Annotated in this window: 23 protein-coding genes; 4 read left to right on the forward strand and 19 right to left on the reverse strand. The window is 42.3% G+C overall.

Annotated elements, in window-relative coordinates; translation table 11 throughout:
• Positions 1-129: 129 nt before the first annotated feature.
• From fnr to ccoN, 9 genes are all read right to left on the reverse strand, one after another.
• A complete protein-coding gene (fnr, locus tag ACXAGV_RS15895; RefSeq protein WP_014949596.1) occupies positions 130-867 on the reverse strand; it encodes a fumarate/nitrate reduction transcriptional regulator Fnr in 738 nt (245 codons plus the stop codon).
• A 45-nt stretch (positions 868-912) separates the two neighbouring features.
• A complete protein-coding gene (locus tag ACXAGV_RS15900) occupies positions 913-1,572 on the reverse strand; it encodes a sulfite exporter TauE/SafE family protein (protein WP_474874082.1) in 660 nt (219 codons plus the stop codon).
• Entirely contained in the window at positions 1,559-1,789 is a 231-nt protein-coding gene (gene ccoS / locus ACXAGV_RS15905; RefSeq protein ID WP_014949594.1) for a cbb3-type cytochrome oxidase assembly protein CcoS, read from the reverse strand. The genes ACXAGV_RS15900 and ccoS overlap by 14 nt, the downstream gene beginning before the upstream one ends.
• Position 1,790: 1 nt before the next feature.
• On the reverse strand, positions 1,791-4,256 hold the full coding sequence (locus tag ACXAGV_RS15910; RefSeq protein ID WP_474874083.1) for a heavy metal translocating P-type ATPase: 2,466 nt from the start codon (positions 4,254-4,256) through the stop codon (positions 1,791-1,793).
• A complete protein-coding gene (locus tag ACXAGV_RS15915) occupies positions 4,256-4,735 on the reverse strand; it encodes a FixH family protein (RefSeq protein ID WP_039227668.1) in 480 nt (159 codons plus the stop codon). The genes ACXAGV_RS15910 and ACXAGV_RS15915 overlap by 1 nt, the downstream gene beginning before the upstream one ends.
• Positions 4,736-4,959: 224 nt before the next feature.
• Positions 4,960-5,913 (reverse strand): cytochrome-c oxidase, cbb3-type subunit III, encoded by a 954-nt coding sequence (gene ccoP, locus ACXAGV_RS15920; protein WP_014949592.1) that lies wholly within the window; start codon positions 5,911-5,913, stop codon positions 4,960-4,962.
• A 16-nt stretch (positions 5,914-5,929) separates the two neighbouring features.
• The gene (locus ACXAGV_RS15925) at positions 5,930-6,091 is read right to left on the reverse strand and encodes a cbb3-type cytochrome oxidase subunit 3 (RefSeq protein WP_014949591.1); all 162 of its coding nucleotides are present in this window, start codon (positions 6,089-6,091) and stop codon (positions 5,930-5,932) included.
• A 1-nt stretch (position 6,092) separates the two neighbouring features.
• The gene (gene ccoO / locus ACXAGV_RS15930; RefSeq protein WP_014949590.1) at positions 6,093-6,698 is read right to left on the reverse strand and encodes a cytochrome-c oxidase, cbb3-type subunit II; all 606 of its coding nucleotides are present in this window, start codon (positions 6,696-6,698) and stop codon (positions 6,093-6,095) included.
• 15 nt (positions 6,699-6,713) lie between these two features.
• Positions 6,714-8,147, reverse strand: a complete 1,434-nt coding sequence (gene ccoN, locus ACXAGV_RS15935; RefSeq protein WP_014949589.1) for a cytochrome-c oxidase, cbb3-type subunit I — start codon at positions 8,145-8,147, stop codon at positions 6,714-6,716.
• A 229-nt stretch (positions 8,148-8,376) separates the two neighbouring features.
• On the opposite strand from ccoN, the gene ACXAGV_RS15940 reads away from it, so the two are divergent.
• Positions 8,377-8,856 carry a hypothetical protein gene (locus ACXAGV_RS15940; protein ID WP_474874084.1) on the forward strand — a complete coding sequence of 160 codons (480 nt, stop codon included), beginning with the start codon at positions 8,377-8,379 and terminating at the stop codon, positions 8,854-8,856.
• Between the two features lie 110 nt (positions 8,857-8,966).
• Here the strand turns inward: ACXAGV_RS15940 and bfr (ACXAGV_RS15945) are convergent, their stop codons facing one another.
• From bfr (ACXAGV_RS15945) to ACXAGV_RS15955, 3 genes are all read right to left on the reverse strand, one after another.
• On the reverse strand, positions 8,967-9,434 hold the full coding sequence (bfr, locus tag ACXAGV_RS15945; protein WP_014949587.1) for a bacterioferritin: 468 nt from the start codon (positions 9,432-9,434) through the stop codon (positions 8,967-8,969).
• Entirely contained in the window at positions 9,434-9,910 is a 477-nt protein-coding gene (gene bfr, locus ACXAGV_RS15950) for a bacterioferritin (protein WP_014949586.1), read from the reverse strand. The genes bfr (ACXAGV_RS15945) and bfr (ACXAGV_RS15950) overlap by 1 nt, the downstream gene beginning before the upstream one ends.
• 133 nt (positions 9,911-10,043) lie before the next feature.
• A complete protein-coding gene (locus ACXAGV_RS15955; RefSeq protein ID WP_474874085.1) occupies positions 10,044-11,615 on the reverse strand; it encodes a cation:proton antiporter domain-containing protein in 1,572 nt (523 codons plus the stop codon).
• Between the two features lie 338 nt (positions 11,616-11,953).
• On the opposite strand from ACXAGV_RS15955, the gene ACXAGV_RS15960 reads away from it, so the two are divergent.
• Positions 11,954-13,585, forward strand: coding sequence for an FMN-binding glutamate synthase family protein (locus ACXAGV_RS15960; RefSeq protein WP_474874086.1), 1,632 nt, complete (start codon positions 11,954-11,956; stop codon positions 13,583-13,585).
• Between the two features lie 79 nt (positions 13,586-13,664).
• Here ACXAGV_RS15960 and ACXAGV_RS15965 read toward each other — a convergent pair whose 3' ends face one another.
• Entirely contained in the window at positions 13,665-14,141 is a 477-nt protein-coding gene (locus ACXAGV_RS15965) for a c-type cytochrome (RefSeq protein WP_474874087.1), read from the reverse strand.
• Positions 14,142-14,344: 203 nt separating this feature from the next.
• Here ACXAGV_RS15965 and ACXAGV_RS15970 point away from each other — a divergent pair, with 203 nt between their 5' ends.
• Together ACXAGV_RS15970 and ACXAGV_RS15975 are read left to right on the forward strand one after the other, a co-directional pair.
• Positions 14,345-14,767, forward strand: coding sequence for a universal stress protein (locus ACXAGV_RS15970; protein WP_474874088.1), 423 nt, complete (start codon positions 14,345-14,347; stop codon positions 14,765-14,767).
• Positions 14,768-14,892: 125 nt separating this feature from the next.
• Positions 14,893-15,249 carry a diacylglycerol kinase gene (locus ACXAGV_RS15975; RefSeq protein WP_474874089.1) on the forward strand — a complete coding sequence of 119 codons (357 nt, stop codon included), beginning with the start codon at positions 14,893-14,895 and terminating at the stop codon, positions 15,247-15,249.
• A gap of 38 nt (positions 15,250-15,287) precedes the next feature.
• Here the strand turns inward: ACXAGV_RS15975 and ACXAGV_RS15980 are convergent, their stop codons facing one another.
• The 6 genes from ACXAGV_RS15980 to ACXAGV_RS16005 all read right to left on the reverse strand — a co-directional run bounded on the left by ACXAGV_RS15980 (position 15,288) and on the right by ACXAGV_RS16005 (position 23,315).
• Positions 15,288-15,638, reverse strand: a complete 351-nt coding sequence (locus tag ACXAGV_RS15980) for a hypothetical protein (protein ID WP_014949580.1) — start codon at positions 15,636-15,638, stop codon at positions 15,288-15,290.
• A gap of 204 nt (positions 15,639-15,842) precedes the next feature.
• On the reverse strand, positions 15,843-17,039 hold the full coding sequence (locus ACXAGV_RS15985; RefSeq protein ID WP_474874090.1) for a tyrosine-type recombinase/integrase: 1,197 nt from the start codon (positions 17,037-17,039) through the stop codon (positions 15,843-15,845).
• A 1,764-nt stretch (positions 17,040-18,803) separates the two neighbouring features.
• Positions 18,804-20,102, reverse strand: a complete 1,299-nt coding sequence (locus ACXAGV_RS15990) for a DUF2254 domain-containing protein (protein ID WP_474874091.1) — start codon at positions 20,100-20,102, stop codon at positions 18,804-18,806.
• Positions 20,103-20,209: 107 nt separating this feature from the next.
• Entirely contained in the window at positions 20,210-20,362 is a 153-nt protein-coding gene (locus ACXAGV_RS15995) for a DUF2256 domain-containing protein (protein ID WP_474874092.1), read from the reverse strand.
• Positions 20,349-21,887 (reverse strand): cryptochrome/photolyase family protein, encoded by a 1,539-nt coding sequence (locus tag ACXAGV_RS16000; RefSeq protein WP_474874093.1) that lies wholly within the window; start codon positions 21,885-21,887, stop codon positions 20,349-20,351. The genes ACXAGV_RS15995 and ACXAGV_RS16000 overlap by 14 nt, the downstream gene beginning before the upstream one ends.
• A gap of 3 nt (positions 21,888-21,890) precedes the next feature.
• Positions 21,891-23,315 carry a cryptochrome/photolyase family protein gene (locus tag ACXAGV_RS16005; protein ID WP_474874094.1) on the reverse strand — a complete coding sequence of 475 codons (1,425 nt, stop codon included), beginning with the start codon at positions 23,313-23,315 and terminating at the stop codon, positions 21,891-21,893.
• Between the last annotated feature and the right edge of the window lie 100 nt (positions 23,316-23,415).

Below are 23,415 nucleotides of genomic sequence, written 5' to 3' on the forward strand. Positions count from 1 at the left end.
CATGAGTGAATTTAGTGATTTGAATAAAATAAGGCGCAACCGGCGTGGTGCTGAAAGGTTAGATAGGTGGCTAACACAGGTCACAAAAAAGCGCGCTTAGTGCGCGCCATATTTAACACTTAAAAAGGACTAACCGCAGACAACGCTTGGGCCGTTAAGCGCCGCTAGTTTGGTGTTTAGTCTATCGAAATCCAAAATAGTAATAAGCTTGCCGTCTACTTTTATGATGTTGTCTTTTTGAAAACGGCTTAACAGACGACTAATCGTTTCAATCGTTAACCCTAAATAGTTTCCAATTTCGTTGCGCGTCATGGTTAAGTGGAATTCTCTATGGGAAAAGCCACGCTCTTCAAAGCGCTGAGAAAGATGTGATATAAAATACAATAAACGCTCTTCTGCGGTTCGCTTGTTTAAAAGCATGATCATGTCGTGATCTTGTTTTATTTCAGCGCTCATGAAGCTCATGATTTGGTGGCGCAGCTTAGGAAATTGCACTGACATTTCGTCGAGGGTCTCGTAGGGAAGCTCACACACCATGGCAGTTTCTAACGCAGAGGTATAGCTTTGGTGTTTGTTCTCTCTTAATGCATCGAAACCGATAATGTCACCAGGAAAGTGGAAACCGGTAATCTGTTCTTCACCTTCGGTATTAGTCACAAATGATTTAAATGAACCGGTTCTTACTGCAAATAAAGAACGGAATTTATCACCAGTTTGAATCAGTGTGTCACCTTTATGAAGCGGCTTCTTGCGTTCAATAATATCGTCAAGAGATTCGATTTCTGTTTTGTTTAACGCCACCGGTAAACACAGGTGACTGAAACTACAGTTTTGACAGTGAATAGAAAATTGGCTTCCTTTGCTCATAATGCACGCTCTATAAAAGAATACTCGACAATGATACACCCATTTTTAAACGATTGCGCCATGGATAAGATAAGCGGCATATATGGCCATTATTACTGCAATAATTTGTCTAAAATGGTTATGTTGAAAACTTCGAACAATATATTGGCTACCAGCGCTTGCGGCGAGCAAGGTGGGTAATGTACCCAAACCGAAGAAGAACATAATACCAGCGCCTTCTAGCGCATTACCCGCCGCGAGAGACCAGGTAAGTGTGGAATACACCAAACCGCAAGGAAGCCAACCCCAAATAAAACCATAAGGTAACGCACTGAATGGGGTCTTAAATGGCAAAAAGCGCTTTGAAAGCGGCTGGACTTTAGAAAATAGGCCTTTACCCGCATTTTCCAGCACCGTTAAGCCAGTCCACCACTTCCCTAAATAACACGCCAGTAGAAGCAACATGATTCCGCTAAGTAGGGAAAGGGCATAGTTGGCAAGAGGTATATAATCTGCTGCAATTTTTCCAAGTGCCCCGGTTATTGCTCCGGCGATGGTGTAGCTCACTATACGTCCCATGTTATAGGCAAGGGTATAGGGTAATGCTGAAGCGCCTTTAGGCGATACCATCCTTAGCGCAGCGACAATTCCACCGCACATTCCCACACAGTGAACTCCGCCGGCTAAGCCGATAAGAAACGCAGAGAAGTAGTTAATCCCTTCCATGTGGCGCTTGGCTTTTGTCTACTTTACTGTCTTGAAGTTGCTTGCGTTGCTCAGCTAGCTTTTTTTCTTCTGGCGGAAGATCATCGTCAAACAGTATGCTATAACCTTGGCGATCTAAATCTTCAAATTGATTGGTTTTCACCGCCCAAAAGAATATCACGATAGCGACGGCAACAATGATGATGGCGATTGGAATTAGTACGTAAATAATACTCATGCTATTTGCTCAAAAGTCGCGTTGAGTTTGTGACCACAATGATACTGCTTAACGACATACCAACAACAGCCATCCACGGTGAAAGTAAGCCTGATACGGCGAAAGGTAAGATTAAAACGTTGTAACCTACCGACCAGCCAATATTTTGCCTTATTTTTTGCTTCACTTGGTGCGCAGTTCGAATAAGTTCTGGTACAGAAAGCAGCTGATCGCCAAGCAGTATCACGTCGGCGGCAGTTTTAGCCACGTCTGTGGCATTACCTACTGCAATTGCCACATCAGCGCTGGCAAGAACGGGCGCGTCGTTAATACCATCACCCATCATCATCACTTTCGCGCCAGATTGCTGCATAGCTTGAACGGCTTCGTACTTTTGCTCAGGTGTTAGGCCACCTTTAGCGGTCAAAATTGGCAATGGTGCGGTAAGCGCATTAACGTTTTGCTGTGTATCACCACTTAAAACGGCGAGGGTATGGCTTGCAGCTAATATATCGAGAGTTTCTTGCGTATCTTCTCTTAGTGAATCCTTTACTTCATACGCCGCCATAATGCGCCCCTTAACCGTGAGAAACACGTTAGCTGAAGGGAATTCATCAATGAGTTTTATCTGTGATTCGTGAACGCAGAATGCTGCAGATCCCATAGAAAACAAGGTGTCATTGATCTCACCGCTGATACCGCCTCCTGGCGTAACGGTAAAATTAGTTACTTTGTGTACCGTATTATCGATAGCGTCAGCACTGCCGCTAGAGGCAGTATTCTCTCTAGCTCTATCATCACTAAAGGTGACACCGTCACTAAAGGCTTTGGCAATCGGATGTTCAGAGCGTGATTCCAAAGCGCGGGCGATGGAAAACGCGCTGTCACTATCTACGCCGTCAGCATACCAGGCGTTTGAAATAGTGAATTTACCTTGTGTAAGCGTACCGGTTTTATCTAGTGCAATGGTATCGATGTCGGTAATTTGCTCTAAAGCATCGGCGCGTTTTAGTAAAATACCTTGTCTGTTTAACTTTGCCATAGCGCAGGTTAACGCTGATGGCGTGGCCAACCCTAATGCGCAAGGGCAGGTTGCAACCAGCACCGATATGGTGATCCAGAATGCCTCGTCGCTACCCTGATACGCCCAAAAGCCATAGGTTAACGCCGAAATCAGCAATACCGCGGTAACGAAATAGCGAGAAAAATTATCGGCTATCTGCGCTGCTTTAGGTTTACTCGCCATGGCACTTGCTTGCAGTCGTACAATTTGATTCACCAGCGCATTTTTAAGGGTCTGCGTAACCGTAATGGTTAGCGTACCATCTTGACAAACCGTGCCGCCGTAAACCGGGCTACTGTTTGACTTACGCACGGGGTTAAACTCGCCGGTAAGCATAGATTCGTCAACCGCTGCGTTGCCGTCGGTTACCACCCCATCAATGGGGACTGTTTCACCAGGCTTCACTAGCACTACGTCGTCAATTTTTAGCTGCTTAGCCAGACACTCGGTTAGGCTGCCATCCGGATTTAGTTTGGTCGCTGATACGGGCACATACTGCATCATATTGGCAGAGATCTGTGCGGCGCGATGACGACTGCGATGTTCTAAGAATCGGCTAAGTAACAGCAGAAAAATAAACATACAAATGGATTCGAAATACACTTCACCTTGCTCTAATACTGTAGAACGAATTCCAGCAATGTAAGTACCGAATATGGCGAGCGTAACGGGTACGTCCATATTAACTGTTCGTGCGCTCAGCGCTTTAGCTGCACCAACGTAGAATGTGCTACCAGAATACAGCACAACCGGGGTGGTGAGTGTAAGGGCAACCCAGTAAAAGTACTGTCGAGTTTCTAATTCGATAGCGCCAAACCAGTCAAAGTAAAGCCCTGTCATCAGCATCATAACCTGCATAGTCATAATACCTGCAAGGCCTAGCTTTTTAAGAAATGTTTTTTGCTCACGTTTATAGCTGGCTTCGTGCTCATCGGGATGAAACGGTGAGCCAATGTAGCCAATGCGTTTTAGCGTAGACAGAATTTGACTAAGCTTTATTTGAAACGGTGACCAAGTAACTAAAGCGCGGCGCTCTTGAACGTTCACCGCGACTTGCTTTATCCCTTCAACTTTCGACAGTTGCTTTTCGATAAGCCAGCCACACGCAGCGCACGTAATACCTTCAAGGGTTAATTGAATCTGCTTGTCCTGACCTTCTTCAAACACGAACTCTTCTTGAAGGGAAGGGTCGTCATAGACTTTTAGCTTATCTAACGTTTCTAAAATACCGTCGTCAGATTTTTGCGCCGGTTCGGTTCTAAACTGGTAATAGTCTTCAAGGCCGTTGTTAACGATCGCTTCAGCTACCGCTAAGCAGCCAGGGCAACACATGTCTCGTTGTTGCCCTAAAATGACAGTAGTAAATTTCCCATTGTCTGGACTCGCTATAGGCAAGCCGCAATGGTAACAGTCGTGCTTTGTCATTATGGATTGAATTTCATTTTGCCAGTGTGGGGCAGATAGACCGTGTTTTGAATTTTCCAGCTATCATCAATCGGCGTCAGCGATATGCGCCATTTACCGTCAAGGTTTTCTTCAATAAAGCCGCGATAAATACCGTTAGCGTCGCGACTCAATAAAACGCTAACATCGCGCTCTTCTAGCGTTACGTGATAGAAACTTAATTTAACCGCGTTACCTTCTTGAGGAATCCCCGAATGAAATTGCAGCGCTATGCTTCCATCTTCAATGGTTAAATCAGTGGTGATATTCATGCGGCGGGCTATGGCTTCTTTGTCCAGACGGGCATTGATTGCTTTTCCTTCCTTGTAGTAATCGTCTACCACCAGGCTATCTTCGGTACTAATAGCAAGGTTTAACAACACGCCACCCATGATGAGTGTAATGATAGGTACGGCAATTAAAAACCAGGGCCAGAACTCTTTATACCAGGGTCTATTCATCGAAATCTTTCTCGTATTTACTTCACTAGCAAGGTCGCTAACAACATATTTATTATTGCTACATCAGTTAATAACAATAAATATAGTGTTGGGGACACTGGTTTAATGCGCACAAAATGTGTTCGCAACGACACTTTCTGTATTGCTGTCTATATCGCTGTATTTTCTCATAAAAAAAGCCCCGTAGTAACGAGGCTTTTTAAGATATTTAATGATTTAAATCATTAATCATTTGAAAGGCTGTATACATACGCTGCAACAACGTGAATTTTGTCATCACCCAAGGTTTTCTTGAATGAAGGCATTACACCGTTACGACCGTAAGTAAGCGTTTCTGTTACCGCTCTGTGGCTGCCGCCGTATAGCCAGATATTGTCAGTAAGGTTTGGTGCACCAAGTGCTTGGTTACCTTTACCGTCCATACCATGACAAGCCGCACACGCTGCGAAACGAGCTTTACCTGCTTCTGCAAGCTGAGGGTCCACATCGCGACCGCTTAAACTAAGTACGTAGTTAACCACTTCTTCGATACCGTCTTCACCCATAGCATCTAGCCATGCTGGCATAGCTGCTTTACGACCAAGCGTAAGAGTTTCAACGATTTTCGCACCTGAACCACCGTACAACCAGTCGTTGTCCGTTAGGTTAGGGAAGCCGCCATTTTGACCACGTGCATCAGAACCGTGACACTGAGAGCAATTTTGTAGGAACAAACGCTGACCTACTTTATTTGCTTCTGGGTCTTTAGCCAGTTCTTCAACAGGAACTTGTGCATACGCTTCGAAGATCGGATCGAACTTCTCGGCAGCGAAATCTAGTTCACGATCATATTCTACTAGGTAGCCTTGCTCTTTAGCATCAATACGCGCCTGAGCTGACTCTTCTAGCGATTGAATATTTTGGTTAGAGCTCTTCCAACCCAAAATACCTTCATACGCACCTAGGCCAGGATAAAGCGCTAGGTATAAAAAGCCCCAAACGATGGTCATGTAGAACATAATTGTCCACCAGCGAGGAAGTTGGTTGTTCAACTCCTCAATACCATCAAATTCGTGGCCCATTGACTCACCTTCAGCTACGCCAGTCTTGTTAGAAAGGCACCAGCGAAGAAGGAAGTAGCAACCAATGATTAACCCTAGGGTTATCACTGAAATCCAAATTGTCCAAAACATACTCATGAGTTCGAGACTCCTGCTAATCTTCTTTTGATTTTTCTTTTTCTTCGTCTGCAAACACTAGGTTTGCAGCTTCATCGAATTTTTTCTTGTTGCGGCTGCTAAACGCCCACCACACAACACCGATGAAGCTTACAAAGACGATGACAGTAAAAATGCTGCCTACAATTCCTTGGTCCATATTATTTCAAATGTGTGCCAAGAGATTGTAGATAAGCAATAAGGGCCTGCATTTCCGTTTTGCCCTGTACTGCCGCTTTCGCACCCGCGATATCTTCGTCGGTATACGGAACGCCGAAGCCACGGAATACTTCCATTTTTTCAGCTGTTAACTCGCCATTAAGCGTGTTTTCCGCAAGCCAAGGGAAACCTGGCATATTCGACTCTGGTACTACGTTACGAGGATTAAGCAGGTGAACTCGGTGCCATTCGTCGCTGTAACGACCACCAACACGTGCTAGGTCAGGACCAGTACGCTTAGAACCCCAAAGGAAAGGGTGCTCCCATACTGATTCGCCAGCAACGCTGTAGTGACCATAACGCTCTGTTTCAGCGCGGAATGGACGGATCATCTGGCTGTGACAACCTACACAACCTTCACGGATGTAGATATCACGGCCTTCAAGCTCAAGCGCGGTATATGGACGTAAGCCTGTTACTGGTTCCATGGTTTGCTGTTGAAACATCAACGGCGTTATTTGAACCATGGCACCGAAGCTGATAGCGATAAGGATTAATACCGTTAACAGACCGACGTTCTTTTCAATTAACTCATGTGCGTTTTTCATTATTCGTCTCCTTTACTACGCCGGCTGAGTCGCTGGGTCTGCAGCGATACTGCCTTTAGGTGCACGAACGGTTTTCCATGTGTTGTATGCCATAACAAGCATACCTGCTACCACGAAACAACCACCAATGAAACGAACCACATAGAAAGGCTTAGACGCTTCTAATGACTCAACAAAGCTATAGGTTAACGTACCGTCAGCATTTACTGCACGCCACATTAGACCCTGTAGTACACCAGACATCCACATTGCTACGATGTATAGAACAACACCGATAGTTGCGAACCAGAAGTGTACGTTAACTAGCTTGGTGCTATACATAGCGCGCTGACCGAATAGCACTGGAATTAAGTGGTAAATTGAACCAATTGAAACCATTGCAACCCAACCTAGAGCACCAGAGTGTACATGACCAATTGTCCAGTCAGTGTAGTGAGACAGTGCATTAACGGTCTTGATTGCCATCATTGGGCCTTCGAAGGTAGACATACCGTAGAAAGACAATGAAACAATAAGGAAACGCAATACTGGGTCGGTGCGAAGTTTATGCCACGCGCCAGATAGCGTCATAATACCATTAATCATACCACCCCAAGATGGAACGAATAGGATAATAGACATCACCATACCTAGTGACTGAGTCCAGTCTGGTAGGGCAGTGTAATGAAGGTGGTGAGGACCGGCCCAGATATACAGAGAGATAAGTGCCCAAAAGTGAACAATTGAAAGTCTGTATGAATAAACCGGGCGACCAGCTTGCTTAGGTACGAAGTAGTACATCATACCAAGGAAGCCCGCAGTTAGGAAAAAGCCTACCGCGTTGTGGCCGTACCACCACTGCATCATAGCGTCTACTGCGCCTGCGTACAGTGAATACGATTTAGTGAAAGACACCGGAATAGCCATGCTGTTACCAATATGAAGAATTGCAACAGTTAACATGAACGCACCTAAGAACCAGTTCGCCACGTAAATGTGCGAAACTTTACGGATTACTAGGGTTCCGAAGAAGTTAATGATATAAGCGACCCAAACCAGTGCCAAAAGGATATCAATTGGCCATTCTAGTTCAGCGTATTCTTTCGAGCTGGTTAAACCCATAGGCAGGGTGATAACTGCTAAAACGATTACGGCTTGCCAACCCCAGAAGGTAAATGCGGCAAGTTTGTCACTGAACAGTCTTACCTGGCAGGTACGCTGAACGATGTAGTACGACGTTGCAAATAGCGCACAGCCGCCGAAGGCAAAAATAACGGCGTTAGTGTGCAACGGACGCAAACGTGAGAATGTTAGCCATGGTGTGTCAAAGTTAAGCATAGGTGCAAATAATTGCGCGGCAATAAATACCCCTAGGCCCATACCAATGATACCCCAGACTATGGTCATGATGGTAAATTGCCTAACTACTTTATAATTGTAGTCAGGTTGTGCTTGGCTTATTTCACTCATTTTAATGAATCTTCCACTTCAAATGAACTATGGTCTCCAACTGCCGGAATAGTACGGTCGAGACGTGTATCAGCTAAGGAATAACGCTTCACACCGAGCTCGGAAAGAGTAATAATTATTGTCTCCAAGCCAGTTGGTACGCGGATGATAAGGTTTTTAATTACAAAAAGATACCATAAACTACCTAAGCTTGATCTCCGTCAATGAAGAAATACACAAAATTTAAGAAATGCTAAATAACGATAACAATAAACGATCAAAAATTTTACATTCCCAACTTCCATTAGTGGCTATTATTGTTGTAGCCGTGTGTGTATACCTTGCACATAAATTCCAGTCATCGGTGTTAAAAGACACGAGCGTAGTTAATGGAATAGGAAACAGCTGCAACTTTGTCAATGAAACTTGCGAATTCTTAATTGATGACAGGTTAGCAATTGCCACTTTTTCAGCCATGCCTGAAGCAGAAGAGTCAGTAACGGTTAAGCTCTTAGTTCCTGAGGGAGAGGAAATAGAGAGCGCATGGATTGAAGGGGTTAACATGTATATGGGCAAAATTCCCGTGCTGTTAGATAACGACGGGAAAGGCAAATGGTCAGGTTGGTTTATGTTAGGTAGCTGTAGTGAGCCAGTTATGAAATGGCAGTTGCGTCTAAATATTAAAGATATAGAAAGCCCCAGCTATCTGTATTTTGTTACGCAGCAGTAACTTTTAATACTTTCTATAGAAGGGAGAGTAAACGAACAAAAAAGGCCGCTTCTTATTTAAAGAGCGGCCTTTTACTAATTACTTGTAAACTCTAGCGTGAACGCTATTTCCTACATTTGAGACTGAAGGTAGTTTTGAATACCTAGTCGCTTAATAAGGCCAAGCTGCTGCTCTAGCCAGTGTGCGTGATCCATCTCTGTATCGTCTAGTAATACAATAAGCATGTCACGAGTTACATAGTCTTTCTCGGTTTCACAAAGCGCAATGACTTCACGTAACTTTGCATCAACTTCATATTCAACACGTAAATCGCTTTCTAGCATCTCAGGTACATCTTTACCCACTTTGAAGCCTGTGCGCTTCGTCATGTCAGGCGTACCTTCTAAAAACAGCATGCGTTCAATTAACTTAGTTGCATGTCCACGCTCGTCATCAAATTCATGATCGATGCGTTCGTAAAGCTTATTCAAACCCCAATCAAGATACATCTGAGAGTGAATGAAATACTGATCCATGGCGGCTAACTCATAAGAGAGTAGTTCGTTTAAGCCATTGATGATTGCTTGGTTACCTTTCATTAGTCATCTCCCATTACTTGCGCTTGTAGGTAGTTTTCTATACCCATAGCATCAATTTGGTATTCTTGCGTTTCAATCCAGTCTAGGTGCTCTTCTTCGTATTCAAGAAGGTCTTCAAGCAAATCACGAGAAACATAATCCTGCTTTTCTTCACATAGCGCGATAGCTTCACGAAGTAGTGGAAGCTGTTCTTTTTGAAAACGCGCATCACATGACAGCATTTCAACGGTATCTTCACCGATATAAAGTTTACCTAACGCTTGAAGATTAGGAAGGCCCTCAAGGAATAAAATGCGCTCGATAAGATCGTCCGCTTGCTTCATGTCCTTGATAGACTTTTTATAATTCTTTTCGTTGAGCTCAGAAAAACCCCAGTTTTTGAACATACGAGCGTGCAGAAAGTATTGATTTATCGAAGTAAGTTCACTTGTCAGTACTTCGTTCAATTTTGCAACAACTTGTTTATCACCTTGCATTGTGTAAACCCTATTAACGTATTTGTATCAAGTTTAGTCTAAATTTGACTGTATGTCAAAAAACCTTTGCAAAACAGTCATTTACAAACGATAACGTTTCTCAATTCATCCATTGTTCGCATTTAGAACAGCATTACTGTTGTGCATGCGCATAAGCAAGACTTTCTTCAGCAAAACCAAGCCCTGCCTCGGTAAAGAAGTTGAAGACTTTATCAACACCGTTTTCCAATAAATATGACACTTCATCTTCATAGCGTGCAATGGCTGCAACTTTTCCAACATAGCCCGCGTTTTTTAGCTGACGTGTGATGTTGATTGAGTCTTGTATAGAAGGTAACGCAAGTAAAACAAGCTGCACTTGTTTAATATCTAAATTATCCCACAAATCGACGTCTTCACCATCACCGCATATTACGTTTAACCCTTCATCAGACATTTCTTTTACTTTCAGACGGTCAGCATCCATTCCCCAAACGTTGACATCGCTCAACTTAGACAGAGCGTTGAAAGCACCGCGACCAACACGACCCATTCCCAATACCAAAAATTCCGCGTTGTGAAGAGTAGGGTAAATATCTTCTTTTAAGCGCTCGTTTTTCTCAAAACGTTTAATAGTGTGTTTATGATTGTGATATTGAGAATGTGAATTGCGATAGAGCACACTGGTAATAACGAATGAAATAGATACGGCTAACGCAATGACCACTAACCAAGAGTTTGCCAATAAACCTAATGAAACGGCTAGCGCACCAACAATAAGCCCAAATTCACTATAATTTGAAAGCACCAAGCTGCTCAAGTAAGCCGTGCGACCGCGAAGGCGAAGTGACGCAAATAAGCCGAAAAAGAGAGCTGCTTTTAACGGTATAAATAAGCAGAACACGATAGCTAGGACAATCATACTGAGATCGGGAAGGGCGGTAAGACCGATAGTAAGGAAGAAGCCGATTAATAAGAGATCCTTAAAACTAAGCAGCGACTTCGCTAGCTCCGAAGCCTTTTCGTGTTGCGCTAACATGATTCCAAAGATTAGTGCCCCAAGATCGCCTTTAATGTTAACCAGCTCAAACAAGTGATAGCCACCTAAGGCGAGGATAAAGCCAGTAAGCGGAAGCAGTTCACCGTGGCCCGACTTATTAATCATTTTGTTTATGATTGGCATTGCTGGGAATAAGGCCAACAACGCAAGCGCCCACACCGAGGGGAGCTTTCCAGTTGCTGCAACAAGGAAGATCACAGCAAAAACGTCTTGCATGACCAAAATGCCAATGGCAAGGCGGCCGTGGCGGGTTTTACTTTCGCCACTTTCTTCTAATACTTTAACCACGCACACTGTGCTACTGAAACTAAGGGCAAAAGCGATAAGCGTAGCGCTTTTCCAAGTAAGGCCGTCAACGAAATTGGCGGCAACCGCACTTATTGCATAAACACAACAAGTAATAACGCCCACCCATATTAAGGTGTGTGAAACACTTCCCGCCCAAACTTCTCGACGACTCAAATCGCGGATGTTGAGTTTCAGACCGATGGTGAAAAGCATAATAGTAATACCCAAATTGGCTATTTGGGTTAAATCTTCAGTAAGCGTGTAGCCTGCAAAATTTAATAAAAAGCCAGCTACCAAATAGCCGACAAGAGGAGGGATGCCAATGAGCTTAACCGTTAAGCCGCAAACAAATGCGAAAAGAAGAAATGCAAACTCCATGAATTACCTTTCAGAAAATGTTGAACGTAAAATCCGTTACCTTTTTAAGGTCACATCATCTATTAACCAGTGATAGCTACAAATCGCCCAGTCAACTCGCTAATTGAAAGGCTTTAGACTAGCATGCAATCGCTTGTTTTCGCAGCTAAAAAAGTGCTGTAATTCGTCATTATGGTAACGCGTAACCCAGTTAGACTATAAGCCGTCTCAGTATATTTAACGCCTAAATCAGTTATTTACCGCTAAAGTAAATCTAGTTCCCGATTTCAGGTGTATTGAGAAAGTCTGTAGGCATATTATTTTGTTTAGATATGACTAAAAATAAAGAAGGACTTTGAATGCGTTTAACAATTCTAACTGTGCTAACCCTGCTGGTCGCTTTCAACGTGGTGATTGGCGTATTGTGGGCGCCCGTGTGGTGGTTTTTACTTTTATCAGTCACGCTACTCATTTTTGGTCTATACGATGCCTTCCAAACAAAACATGCCATTTTAAAGAACTTTCCATTAATTGGCAGGGTACGATGGACCGTCGAAGGACTAAGGCCCTACATCCAGCAATACATCATAGAAACCGATACTGGCGGAGCACCTATTTCCCGTATGTTTCGTTCGATTGTTTATCAACGTGCGAAAAACAGTAGAGAAACTGTTCCCTTCGGTACTCAGCTAGATACATATAAAGATGGCTATGAGTGGATTGGCCACTCTTTATCTGCTCGCGAAGTGGAAGACATGGATGAAGATCCCCGAGTGACGGTAGGTGGCCCACACTGCAAAAAACCTTATTCGGCAAGCATTTTAAATATAAGCGCAATGAGTTTTGGAAGCTTGTCAAAAAATGCCATTTTGGCGTTAAATAAAGGTGCTGTAAAAGGCGGGTTTTACCATAACACAGGTGAGGGTGGTTTAACCCCATATCACCTCGAAAACGGTGGCGATATCGTTTGGCAAATTGGTACAGGATACTTTGGTTGTAGAAGTAAAAATGGCGGTTTCGATCCCGTTCTTTTTGAAGAGAAAGCCAAACTCGACAATGTAAAAATGATAGAAATAAAGCTAAGTCAAGGAGCTAAACCGGGTCATGGTGGTATTCTTCCCGCCTATAAAAATACGCCGGAGATCGCTGAAATTAGAGGTGTTGAACCAGGTACCCAAGTAGATTCTCCACCTAGGCATAAAGCATTTTCAACGCCCTTAGAAATGATAGATTTTATAAGCCAGTTACGCGAATTAAGTGGGTACAAACCAGTGGGAATTAAACTCGCTCTTGGTAGAAAAAGTGAGTTCATTGCCATGTGCAAAGCCATGGTAGAGAAGGACGTAACGCCAGATTTTATAACGGTAGACGGGGGCGAAGGAGGTACCGGCGCCGCACCGCTTGAGTACACAAACTCTATAGGATTTCCTTTGCGTGAAGCCTTGGCGTTTGTTGACGATTGTCTCACTGGTTTTGGTATTCGCGACAAAATTAAAATTATTGCTTCTGGAAAAATCATTACCGCTTTTCAGTTAGCGAAAAATCTAAGTTTAGGTGCCGATTTATGTAACAGTGCCCGAGGAATGATGTTGGCACTTGGATGTGTTCAGTCGCTGTCATGCAATACGAATAAATGTCCGACCGGTGTAGCAACACAAGACCCTAAGCTTGCCAAGGGCTTAAACGTTGAAGACAAGTACGAGCGTGTGTACCGCTTTCACAAAAAAACTATTCATGCGCTGATGGATATCTTGTCTTCTACAGGACATGTGAGAACTAGCGAACTAAATCGTACCCATATATTTAGGCGGGTAGATCAGTGTCATATTGCGCGTTACGACGAAATTTTCCCGTTAGTTAAAACAGGAAGCTTCTTAACCGACGACTTTCCCGATAGATTTAAATTACACTTAAAAGAAGCAAATGCTGAAAGCTTTATGCCTTGTAGTTTATTGGCAGAAATAGAGAAAGAAACGAAAGCGGTATCTTAAAAACGGCTAAGCCATGACTCCTAATCAAATACCGATTGTGGAGTCACGCTTAACGATTTTTATTGCCTAAAACTGCGAGTTAATCTTTAGATTGCTCGCTTGGAATACGCAGTTGATAGAGGCGGTAATCACTTGTCCTGTAGGGTGTTACTTTATATTTAGGCTGAAGATACGCCACTAAATCTATTAGTTCAGAAACGGTTAGCTCGTCGTTTACAACTCGCATTAATGACACACCGTCTTCGCTGGTGAAACTGGCAGGCTGTCGAGGAGTAAGTTTGTGTGATGGGTTAATAATACTTGTCACCAATTCTGCATAAGTTTTAATTCTTCCACTGCTGCCTCCCAACGGAATAGGCTTCGCGACTAGGTATTGCGCATTGTCGGGCTCTTTTTCTCCTGCAATCCTGTGACAGTCTTGGCACTGATACTTCTTAAATACCAGATAGCCTTTTTCCATATTGCCTTCGGGCAAACTAAAGCCGCGAGGTGACTGCGCGCCATGGTCACAGGCGAAAAGGAGAAGCGTTGCTATAACAACTATTGCCGTTTTCATACTCAATTCCCTCATTCTTTTACGGTAAGGATTCGTAATGTTCGCTAGAACTAATGTGCATACACTGATTATGAATGAGGCTGCAGACTAATCATTGACCTAGCTCAAAGAATAATTATTTGTATAGCACTACTATTTAATGGAATGAGTTAACGGTATGGTAGAAAAGCACTGCTACCAAAGAAAAATTGAGGACAGCCACAATGCAAGGTTATGAAACAATTTTAGTACCTATCGATGTTTATTCCGATTACGATCTAGTGGTAGAGAAAGCTATAGCTATTTCAGGCAATAGCCACAAAATTCACCTCCTGTATGTTGCTTATCCACAAACCAATGTAGAGCCTTACGGACTATTTTTAGAACGGGATTTTTCAGAGGAAGTAAGAGAGCAAGCATTAAGGCAATTAAAAGACGTTGCCGCAAAACATGATATACCTTACAGCCACATCAATGTAGAGATAGGTTCTCCAGCTGATGAGATTCACCATATGGCCGAAAAGATTAATGCAGATCTCATTGTTGTCGGCACCCATGGCCAGAGCGGTCTTCGTTTGTTACTTGGGTCAACAGCCAATGCAGTACTACATGGTGTTAAAACAGACGTGCTAGCAGTGAAAGTATAAATTAATGCGGCGATTAGCGTCGAAAATGCCTTAAATATGCATGATAAACACCTTCGCAGTCATGTAGATGTAACGAAGGTCAGTTACGTTTTGTAAGGCTGTAACTAATTTTAAAATGACTTATCATGATAACGAAACGGACAGGTATTTTACGCGTACTCTATGCCACTTACTATTCACTTAAGGGGCTTCGAGCAGCCTTTTTAAGTGAAGCTGCGGTCAGACAAGAAATTTTCGCAATATTGATAATGACACCTGTAACGTTTTTCATCGACGTCACGCATGTAGAACGTATATTGCTGGTGATATCTTTACTCATTGTGCTTATCACCGAGCTACTTAACACCGCTATTGAGAAACTCTGTGATCATGTCAGTACAGACATCCATTTATTAATAGGGCGTGCTAAAGATATCGGCTCGGCAGCAGTCTTCATTAGCCTAATCATGGCCGGCTTTACGTGGATTAGCATTCTTTGGTAGTGCAATTTGCGATTAATAGGCGGAAAGAAAGCCCTAATTTATAGGGCTTTGATTTTCTGGTCACAACATTCTGATACTAAGGTTCTAATTGTGCTATCTAAGTTTTTAATGTGTGAATAATGCAATGAAGTTTCACCACCGTTATTGATATCTTTTATCGTAAAAACAACATCATCGCCTCGTGAAGTTACGCAGATTCTCACGTAATCATCAGATTGAGCTAATGGCACGTGGAGATATAACGGCTCATTGTTTGAGTTTAAATAATCTAGTGCTGCTTCTTGTGACTTGAAAGGGTCTTGCTTCTCGGGTTGGACATTCCATGACGACGAGGGAACCACCATTTCCGCGAGTAATTTTCCATGCTTTGTATCAATACCGCTACTCATATATCACTCCTTTTACTTAAATGATTGCCAACTTAGAAAACAGATTCATTCATATAGGCTAAGGGCAAATTTACCTTTTGATACGCGAGTAATACAGTTTCAGATTGGTTAAAGAACGAAGAGAATAGGTGAGTTAGACATTGTTACTGATACATTTGGTTATGCGTAACCTTGTATTGATTAAGTTGCTGTATTTAATAAGCTTTATCTTTTCCGTTTTGCCGACAATTTTGCCATTCCACCACGCTTTACGTTAGCCTGTTTGGTATAATGCCCAGGCATTTCCGGTGATTGCCAACCTCCAGCCAGTTGAAGCTCGGGTAAAGATGCACCATCTTCGGCTAGAGAAACTGCACCACCAACACGACCGCTATGAGGGGTAATGTTTTCGCTAATACCAGCGCGCTGAGCGATGCGTTGCCAAATCCTATAGACACTCGAATAGTTAAGTACATTTGCCTTATGGCTGGGAATGTTCTCATCGAATGGCAAAAGTGCTGTTTTATGGTTTGTTAGTCGCCTAAACAAAACGCCTTTGTGCAGGCCGCGTAAATCTGAAGAAAGGCGGGTTGCTTTAGTTTTTGGGTCAAGATTAGCTTCGTTAATATACTCTTGAACCATAGATATAGTACTGGAAGAAACATAGCGATATTGACCTTGACCAGACTGGTCGCTTTTCGAAGAAACGACCAACAGTGTGTTATTACGCGCAGATATATCCTCAATGCAAACTCGAACTAATTCATCAGCGCGAAGCAATGCATCAAACATTAGGTTAATGATTGCAAGGTCGCGGAGCTCTAATAAAGAATCAGGAATAATTGCATTGTTTATTTGTTCAAGCATATCTATGGTAAGCGGAACCGCTTGTTTGTGAGACAAGCGAAATTTTCTATTCTCTATAAGCGATAAACGGATGAAGTCTCTTAGATACGCAGATCTAATAATTGGGTTTGGCAATTTAGCCACGCCTAAAAATTTACTAAGGGCAGATAACCGACGCTTAATAGTTCTATAGGCTAGGGGAGAACGACACAAGACTTCAACATATTGTTTAATGCAGACCTCATTGTGTTCGAAGTCATTCTTAAAGCCACTTAATCCAGCTTGCTTACAAAAAATTGCGAACTCATTGTAGTCACTAATGTATGCCCGTTGTGTGTTGTATGGAAGCTTGGTAAAAATATCTTGATAATAGCTTTCAACGTTTTTATCAGAAGATGAAAATTGGCTTGTTGCTAGGTCGTCAGAACCTGACGTGTGCTCCATACCACGAGAGTACTCGATACCAAAAGCTGGAACCGTCGCGCTACTTGAGTCTTGTGGCTGTGAGCTGCTATCACTGTTCCTGTTAACTAATTGATTTGTGAGCAAGTATGAGCTATTAGTTTTTAGGGGCATTGAGCAACCTGTTGAAGACACTATTGTAACTATTATGCTAGATTTTACAGAAGATTATAAGCTATTGATATTTAACAATATTCACGCATGATAACTGTAATTATCATGCGTGAAGGTACGAACTAATCCATTCATCACTCCACAAACCGCTTTACTATTATAATCTCAAGTACAGTGCTACTCTATCATATCACTGTATATATAAACAGTTTAGGTGTTTCAATGCCGTCAATTGTTGGCCTATCTCGTAATTACTCCAAACCATATCGCTCGATAAGGCTTGTGGCCTGCTGAGATAGTGCTTTCTTTGTGCAATTTAAATCGTGCGCTACGTGAAATCTGCAAGGTGACACTCCGAATTCGCGCTCAGATTTCACGTAGCGACGCCTATTAAATAAGCTGAAAAGTGATAAAAAACACCCTAGGATCTAATTTATTAAAGAAGTACTTCACATGATTTACTTCCAACATGTTTGCTGGTTAATCGCACATTTTCTAAAACCGAACGAGTTAAAGGTAAAAGTAAGCGTTAGGAAAGTGGAATAGGCGATAACCTAGTAGTTCATACCTTTGCTTTTTTTATATGCTTTTCATAGAGCGCCTATCTAATGGCGACTACGGTACGACGATAATAAGACAGTCGATACTGTAGGTTGCCGAATAAACGACGTCTACGAAGATATGAATTCAATAAATATCGCGTCGATTATTTTTAATTCTACGTGCTATCCACGCCACCCAACTTTAAAAAACGAACGGTCTTCATGCTCAATGTTTAATTTAGCAAGCAGTATAAACAATTGATGATATTTAAAATAAAGAGCAATTAATAAATGGGTTTTCGCGGCCGTAATTATTACATTTAACGCTCAATGTTAGAAAAACCTTAACCTTACAACTAGTCGTCTCATCTTAGAAATAATTAGTTTCCTTAATTTAACATCATCAGCGTTAAGCCTTTGGCTGATTGAGCTATTAATTAATATTACTAGCTGTGCGTTCATTATTAAAAGTATAGAAGAATAAAGCCTGATACATATTTTTAGGAACATGATTAAGTCTATTATTTATCTGTGTTAATTGTCATTAAACCTTACGAATACCTAAATATTACGGGAAGGATAGCGTAAAACACCTTGCAAGGCTCCATCTGGCTCATTCACCATCAACTTTGATACTCTATTTAACATAATATACATTATGCGTAATTGTGAATGCGGAAGATTAGGGCACTGATGTCACTCTATTCGGATGCTTTGTTGGCTGTGATTACTTACAGACTTTTATGCGTGGCTGCTGTTTTTGTGCCTCGGCGTTACCGCACTTGCTTCAATTGTGTCAGTAGTTTTTATTGAAAGTCGCAATGAACTTTGTGGATTTGGACATGGAATTTATAAATCGTGCGCTACGTGAAAACTGTAGTACTACACCTCGCAAAATGTATTTTTATTCACGTAGCGTCACGTTAGTTTTTTGATTAATTATGGGTATAAATAACAATCAGAAAGACTCAGTCTTTGTATTTTTATACTAGGCTTTAATTTATTAAATATGGATTTTAGCTATTTAAAATGTTGCTGTGTTTTTCTGAGTTATAGTTAATCAGATTAAATCTGATTAACTAAAAAAAGAAACTCGATCGGTCATTTACGTAGATTATATGGTTTGTGGTATGCAGAGATTATAATAGACTGGCTAGTTGCTTACTTTAAGCATTTTTAACAGCATTCTTAGCAGTGATTTTGGCAGTAATAACTTACACGTTTAGTTATCATTATAAACGCGCTCAATTCGCTTAATATCGTCTTCGTAATCCAATGCCAACTTTGCACGTTCGTAACTTTGCTTCGCTAACTTAGACGCCGCCTCAACAAAATCTCTTTCTATGCTTGTACCTTCATCTTTAAAGCACGCTTTAATTGTTTTTAGTGACTTTTGTATTCGGATAGCAACTTCAATATTAGCAGCACCATCACGGGCAATGCTGGTGTACGCATCGTCAAATAGATCATTCACATTTAACGCAGGCAATGAAATGCGGTCATATTTAAACTCCTCATGCTGAGCGCTATCTTTTTGCGAGTTTTCGGTTTCAGATTTAGGCTTGTGCCACAACAACATAAGGCGTGTAATGCTGCTAATGGTATTTATTGCAGTACCATGGTCATTAACCGATGGCGATAATGCACGAGATGCAATTTCGGCTAGTACGATAAAGCCAAAGCGAGGATCAGCCTCAAAGGACCTGGCTTCACCTATCGTAAATGCGTCAACAATTTCATCTGATACGACCTTTTTATTCGAATATGCTATGGCACGCTCTGGTGAGACAAACTCACCGGGTAACATGGCAACATTGATGAAGCCATCGTTTTTATCAGCTAAGTATTGCAGTTTGGCAATGTCTATAAGCTGAATATAGCCCACTTGTTTAGTATAAATGGCATGCGTCCCCTGCTCTTTTATTTGCTCTTGCGGTACTGCGCCTAAGCACGGCATATCTATTCTATTTTTAATTGCGCGAGTCGTGGCGTGCTCCACTTTTAATAGCGTTGACCCCACGCGCCCTAATCGTGCAACGCTGTCTACCCACCGGATAAAAGTTAAAATAACTATCGAAAAAGCCAGACAGGTTAGACAAAATAAAATGAAAAGCCCGGCTTCATCGAAAAAAGCTTGAGTCATTGCAGTAAGCGCTACAGCACTATAGATAAATGCGCCTATGAAAACTGACAGTGCATTTTGTGATACATCATCGGATATTATAAGGCTTAGAGAACGCGGCGTTGACGACTGACTGGCCGAAGCATAAGCATTAACCATGGTACCTGCAGAAAACGTGGCGATCACCATCATGCTAGAAGCCATTATTGAAAGCAGTGTTTCAACTGATTCGGGTTTTATTTCAGGAATATGCTCAGCCAATGAAGTCCCGTCTGCTACTTTCGCGACGAATACAGCAAAGATTGAGAGCAAACAAAAGGCAAGAGGTTTTACCCAAAGCTTTTCTTTTACACTGTATAAAATGAAACGCAGTCTATCTACGGTAATCGGTGCTTCCACAACACTCTCCTTGTATGTTCACTATGCGTTATACGTACTGTAAGAAACAAATGATTAACCTGGCCACGTCATAAAGAAGCGTTACCTTTGATAAAAAACGTATACGACTATCTTTCATTTGCTTTCAGTGGTGTTTTATTTCCTGAGCAACGTTTTGAGCAATAACGTACATTTTCCCAGTTCTTTTCCCATTTTTTGCGCCAAGTAAATGGTCTCTGACAAACCGGACAAATCTTGGTTGGTAAATCAGACTTCTTCATTTTTCGTTAGCTTAGTCAGAAATGTTGAGGCATCTTGCTTCATAGTTTCGATATTTTCTTCTTTCATTCGCCCGTAGGTTTTATAGATCATGGCCATGCGGTGATTATTGCTCAATTTTTCCTTGTGTTTGTCAATAAAGTGCCAGTACAAGTAGTTAAACGGGCACGCTTTTGGTCCGGTCTTTTTAGAAACTTGGTATCCGCAATTTTTGCAGTAATTGCTCATCTTGTTGATGTAGCTTCCGCTTGCGACGTAGGGCTTACTTGCTAGGTTACCTCCATCGCTATACAAAATCATGCCCGCAACATTAGGAAGTTCAACCCATTCATATGCGTCGGCATACACTAACAGGTACCATGCCTGCACTTCCTCAGGACTAAGTTCAGTTAAAAGACTAAAATTACCAATAACCATCAATCTTTGTATGTGGTGGGCATAAGCGTTCTGTTGCGTTTCTTTAATACACTGGCGCATGCAGTTCATATTCGTCTGGGCGTCCCAAAAAAACGAAGGCAATGCGCGGCTGTTATTGAAGTAGTTATCGGTTTTTAGGTTTGGCATAAAGTGCCAGTAGAACCCTCTGACATACTCCCGCCAGCCCAGAATCTGGCGAATGAACCCTTCAGCAGAATTAAGAGGTACTTGCCCTGCATGGTAAGCTTGCTCTGCTGCATGAATGGCTTCTTTTGGCGTCAATAAACCACAGTTCAAATAAAACGCGATATGCGAATGATAAAGCCAAGGCTTGCCTTCCACCATGGCGTCTTGATACTGACCAAAGTTAGGTAATCTTTCTTCTATAAAAGTATTCAATACGCTGAGTGCGTCTTTTCGAGTTACCGCAAAGTGGAAGTTATTGATATCGCCAAAATGATCGCTGAATTCGCTTTTTACCAACTCGATAACATCTGAAGTAATAGCGTCAATGTCGAATGTGGTGTGTTTTGGCACTTTGTGAGTTTCTGGCATAGATTCACGATTTTGGGCATCGTAATTCCACTTACCGCCAATGGGATTTTTTCCTTCCATGAGCACGTTGTGTTTGCGACGCATCTCACGGTAAAAAAACTCCATTCGAAGTTGTTTCTTGCCTTCAGCCCAGTCCGTAAATTCTTGTGGGGAGGATAAAAAGCGATTGTCATCACATATATTAACGGGTATGCCAAGCACGTTTTCCCATTGCTCCATGCTTTTGAGTACGCGGTGCTCACCAGGCATGGTCACTTTTACTTCGTCAAAATCTTTTCCGTTAAGTTCATGCTTTACCTGAGCGAGCAAATCACCCTGATTGTTTTTGTCGCTATAATGAACATAGTTAACGTTAAAATTGTCGTCTCGCAACGCTTTAGCAAAATGGCGCATTGCGCTAAACAAAAACGCTATCTTCTTCTTGTGGTGCTTAACGTAGGTGGCTTCTTCACGTACTTCCGCCATCAAAATTGTGTCTTTGCTTTTTACTGCGTTAGCAATCGCTGGCAATGTCTCGGTGAGCTGATCGCCTAAAACTAAAATAAGTGCTGCCATACCCTACTCTTTTAATGTTTGGAATGCGTCAAGCGCGCGTTGACGCGATGCTTTTAAATCAACAATAGGTTTTGGGTATTCCTTACCAAGCTCTATACCTGCATCTTTCAATATAGCCGAAGGGGCTTCCCATGGCTTATGGATATACTTGTCTGACAGCTTGTTCAATTCAGGACAATACTTACGCACATAGTTGCCCTTTTTATCAAACTTTTCACCTTGTAGTATTGGGTTAAATATTCTGAAGTAAGGCGCAGCATCTGCGCCAGAACCCGCGACCCATTGCCAACTTGCACTGTTACTCGCAAGGTCAGCATCCAACAATGTATCCCAAAACCATCGCTCGCCTTCATGCCAACTGAGTAATAGATTTTTCACTAAAAACGAGCCCACAATCATGCGAACTCGATTGTGCATGTAGCCCGTTTGCCACAGTTCGCGCATGCCAGCGTCTACGATAGGAATGCCTGTATTTCCCTTTTGCCACGCCTTAAGCGCTTTCGCATCTGTGTGCCAAGGAAACTTATCGAACTTTTCGTTGAAGTTCTTATTAGGCAAAGTAGGAAAATGGAACAGCAAATAATAGCTGAACTCGCGCCAACCTAACTCACTCAAGTAGGTTTCAATGCTTTTGTCTTCACTATTTCCAAACTTGTCTTTAATTGCATACCAAACTTGATTTGGAGACACTTCACCAAAGTGTAAATGCGGCGACAAACGCGATGTACCTTTAGCCGAAGGGATATCTCGTCCATCTTTATATTTGCGGGCAGAGTTTTCGATAAAGTCAGCGAGGTTATCCGCAGCACCGTCTTCACCTGGCGACCATTCTTTTGAAATGGTCTCGTCCCAGTTGATGGTAGGCAGTAAGTCTAGCGATGCTAAATCAACACCTTCACTTTCTACATCTGCATAGGTTATGCGTGCTGGCGGGGCTTTAGGGTATCGCGGCTCTTCTGCTTGTAAACAGCCGTTCTTGTAGTAAGGAGTAAATACGCGATACGGTGTACCGTCTTTTTTCAATACTTTCATTGGCTCCCATAGTAAGCTGCCGTTACAGCTATGGGCTTCATAATCGTTGTCAATTAAAGATTGCTTAATCGCTTTGTCACGATTAATTTGCCAAGGCTCGTAGCATCGGTTCCAAAAAATTGCTTTTGCACCAAAGGAATCCATTAACGTTGGAATGATATTCTTTGGATCGCCTTTAAAAATTTGTAAGTGGCCATTGAGGCGTTGATTAAGAGACACTAGAGAGTGGTGAAGCCACCACTTGCTGGCTCCTCCAGGTACTCTTCCGTCAGGGGCTGTATCATCATAAATATAAATGGGTACTATTTTTCCCATATCACAAGCTGCATTTAATGCTGGATTGTCTTTTACGCGTAGGTCTTGTCTGAACCACATGATACTAACAGGAACGGTCACTTTTTTTCCTCAGGCGTTGCGCCAAATTTAAATATTATTCGTATCTCTAATGTTACGAAGTTAAGCAGCTTCAGGATCCGTGTAATCATCAAAAAAAGCA

It is taken from the genome of Alteromonas sp. ABH4_453 (assembly GCF_056160665.1).

Coding starts and splice junctions, on each gene's coding strand:
- fnr (WP_014949596.1), bottom strand. CDS start 867: ATGAGCAAAGGAAGCCAATTTTCTATTCACTGTCAAAACTGTAGTTTC.
- ACXAGV_RS15900 (WP_474874082.1), bottom strand. CDS start 1,572: ATGGAAGGGATTAACTACTTCTCTGCGTTTCTTATCGGCTTAGCCGGC.
- ccoS (WP_014949594.1), bottom strand. CDS start 1,789: ATGAGTATTATTTACGTACTAATTCCAATCGCCATCATCATTGTTGCC.
- ACXAGV_RS15910 (WP_474874083.1), bottom strand. CDS start 4,256: ATGACAAAGCACGACTGTTACCATTGCGGCTTGCCTATAGCGAGTCCA.
- ACXAGV_RS15915 (WP_039227668.1), bottom strand. CDS start 4,735: ATGAATAGACCCTGGTATAAAGAGTTCTGGCCCTGGTTTTTAATTGCC.
- ccoP (WP_014949592.1), bottom strand. CDS start 5,913: ATGAGTATGTTTTGGACAATTTGGATTTCAGTGATAACCCTAGGGTTA.
- ACXAGV_RS15925 (WP_014949591.1), bottom strand. CDS start 6,091: ATGGACCAAGGAATTGTAGGCAGCATTTTTACTGTCATCGTCTTTGTA.
- ccoO (WP_014949590.1), bottom strand. CDS start 6,698: ATGAAAAACGCACATGAGTTAATTGAAAAGAACGTCGGTCTGTTAACG.
- ccoN (WP_014949589.1), bottom strand. CDS start 8,147: ATGAGTGAAATAAGCCAAGCACAACCTGACTACAATTATAAAGTAGTT.
- ACXAGV_RS15940 (WP_474874084.1), top strand. CDS start 8,377: ATGCTAAATAACGATAACAATAAACGATCAAAAATTTTACATTCCCAA.
- bfr (WP_014949587.1), bottom strand. CDS start 9,434: ATGAAAGGTAACCAAGCAATCATCAATGGCTTAAACGAACTACTCTCT.
- bfr (WP_014949586.1), bottom strand. CDS start 9,910: ATGCAAGGTGATAAACAAGTTGTTGCAAAATTGAACGAAGTACTGACA.
- ACXAGV_RS15955 (WP_474874085.1), bottom strand. CDS start 11,615: ATGGAGTTTGCATTTCTTCTTTTCGCATTTGTTTGCGGCTTAACGGTT.
- ACXAGV_RS15960 (WP_474874086.1), top strand. CDS start 11,954: ATGCGTTTAACAATTCTAACTGTGCTAACCCTGCTGGTCGCTTTCAAC.
- ACXAGV_RS15965 (WP_474874087.1), bottom strand. CDS start 14,141: ATGAAAACGGCAATAGTTGTTATAGCAACGCTTCTCCTTTTCGCCTGT.
- ACXAGV_RS15970 (WP_474874088.1), top strand. CDS start 14,345: ATGCAAGGTTATGAAACAATTTTAGTACCTATCGATGTTTATTCCGAT.
- ACXAGV_RS15975 (WP_474874089.1), top strand. CDS start 14,893: ATGATAACGAAACGGACAGGTATTTTACGCGTACTCTATGCCACTTAC.
- ACXAGV_RS15980 (WP_014949580.1), bottom strand. CDS start 15,638: ATGAGTAGCGGTATTGATACAAAGCATGGAAAATTACTCGCGGAAATG.
- ACXAGV_RS15985 (WP_474874090.1), bottom strand. CDS start 17,039: ATGCCCCTAAAAACTAATAGCTCATACTTGCTCACAAATCAATTAGTT.
- ACXAGV_RS15995 (WP_474874092.1), bottom strand. CDS start 20,362: ATGAAGAAGTCTGATTTACCAACCAAGATTTGTCCGGTTTGTCAGAGA.
- ACXAGV_RS16000 (WP_474874093.1), bottom strand. CDS start 21,887: ATGGCAGCACTTATTTTAGTTTTAGGCGATCAGCTCACCGAGACATTG.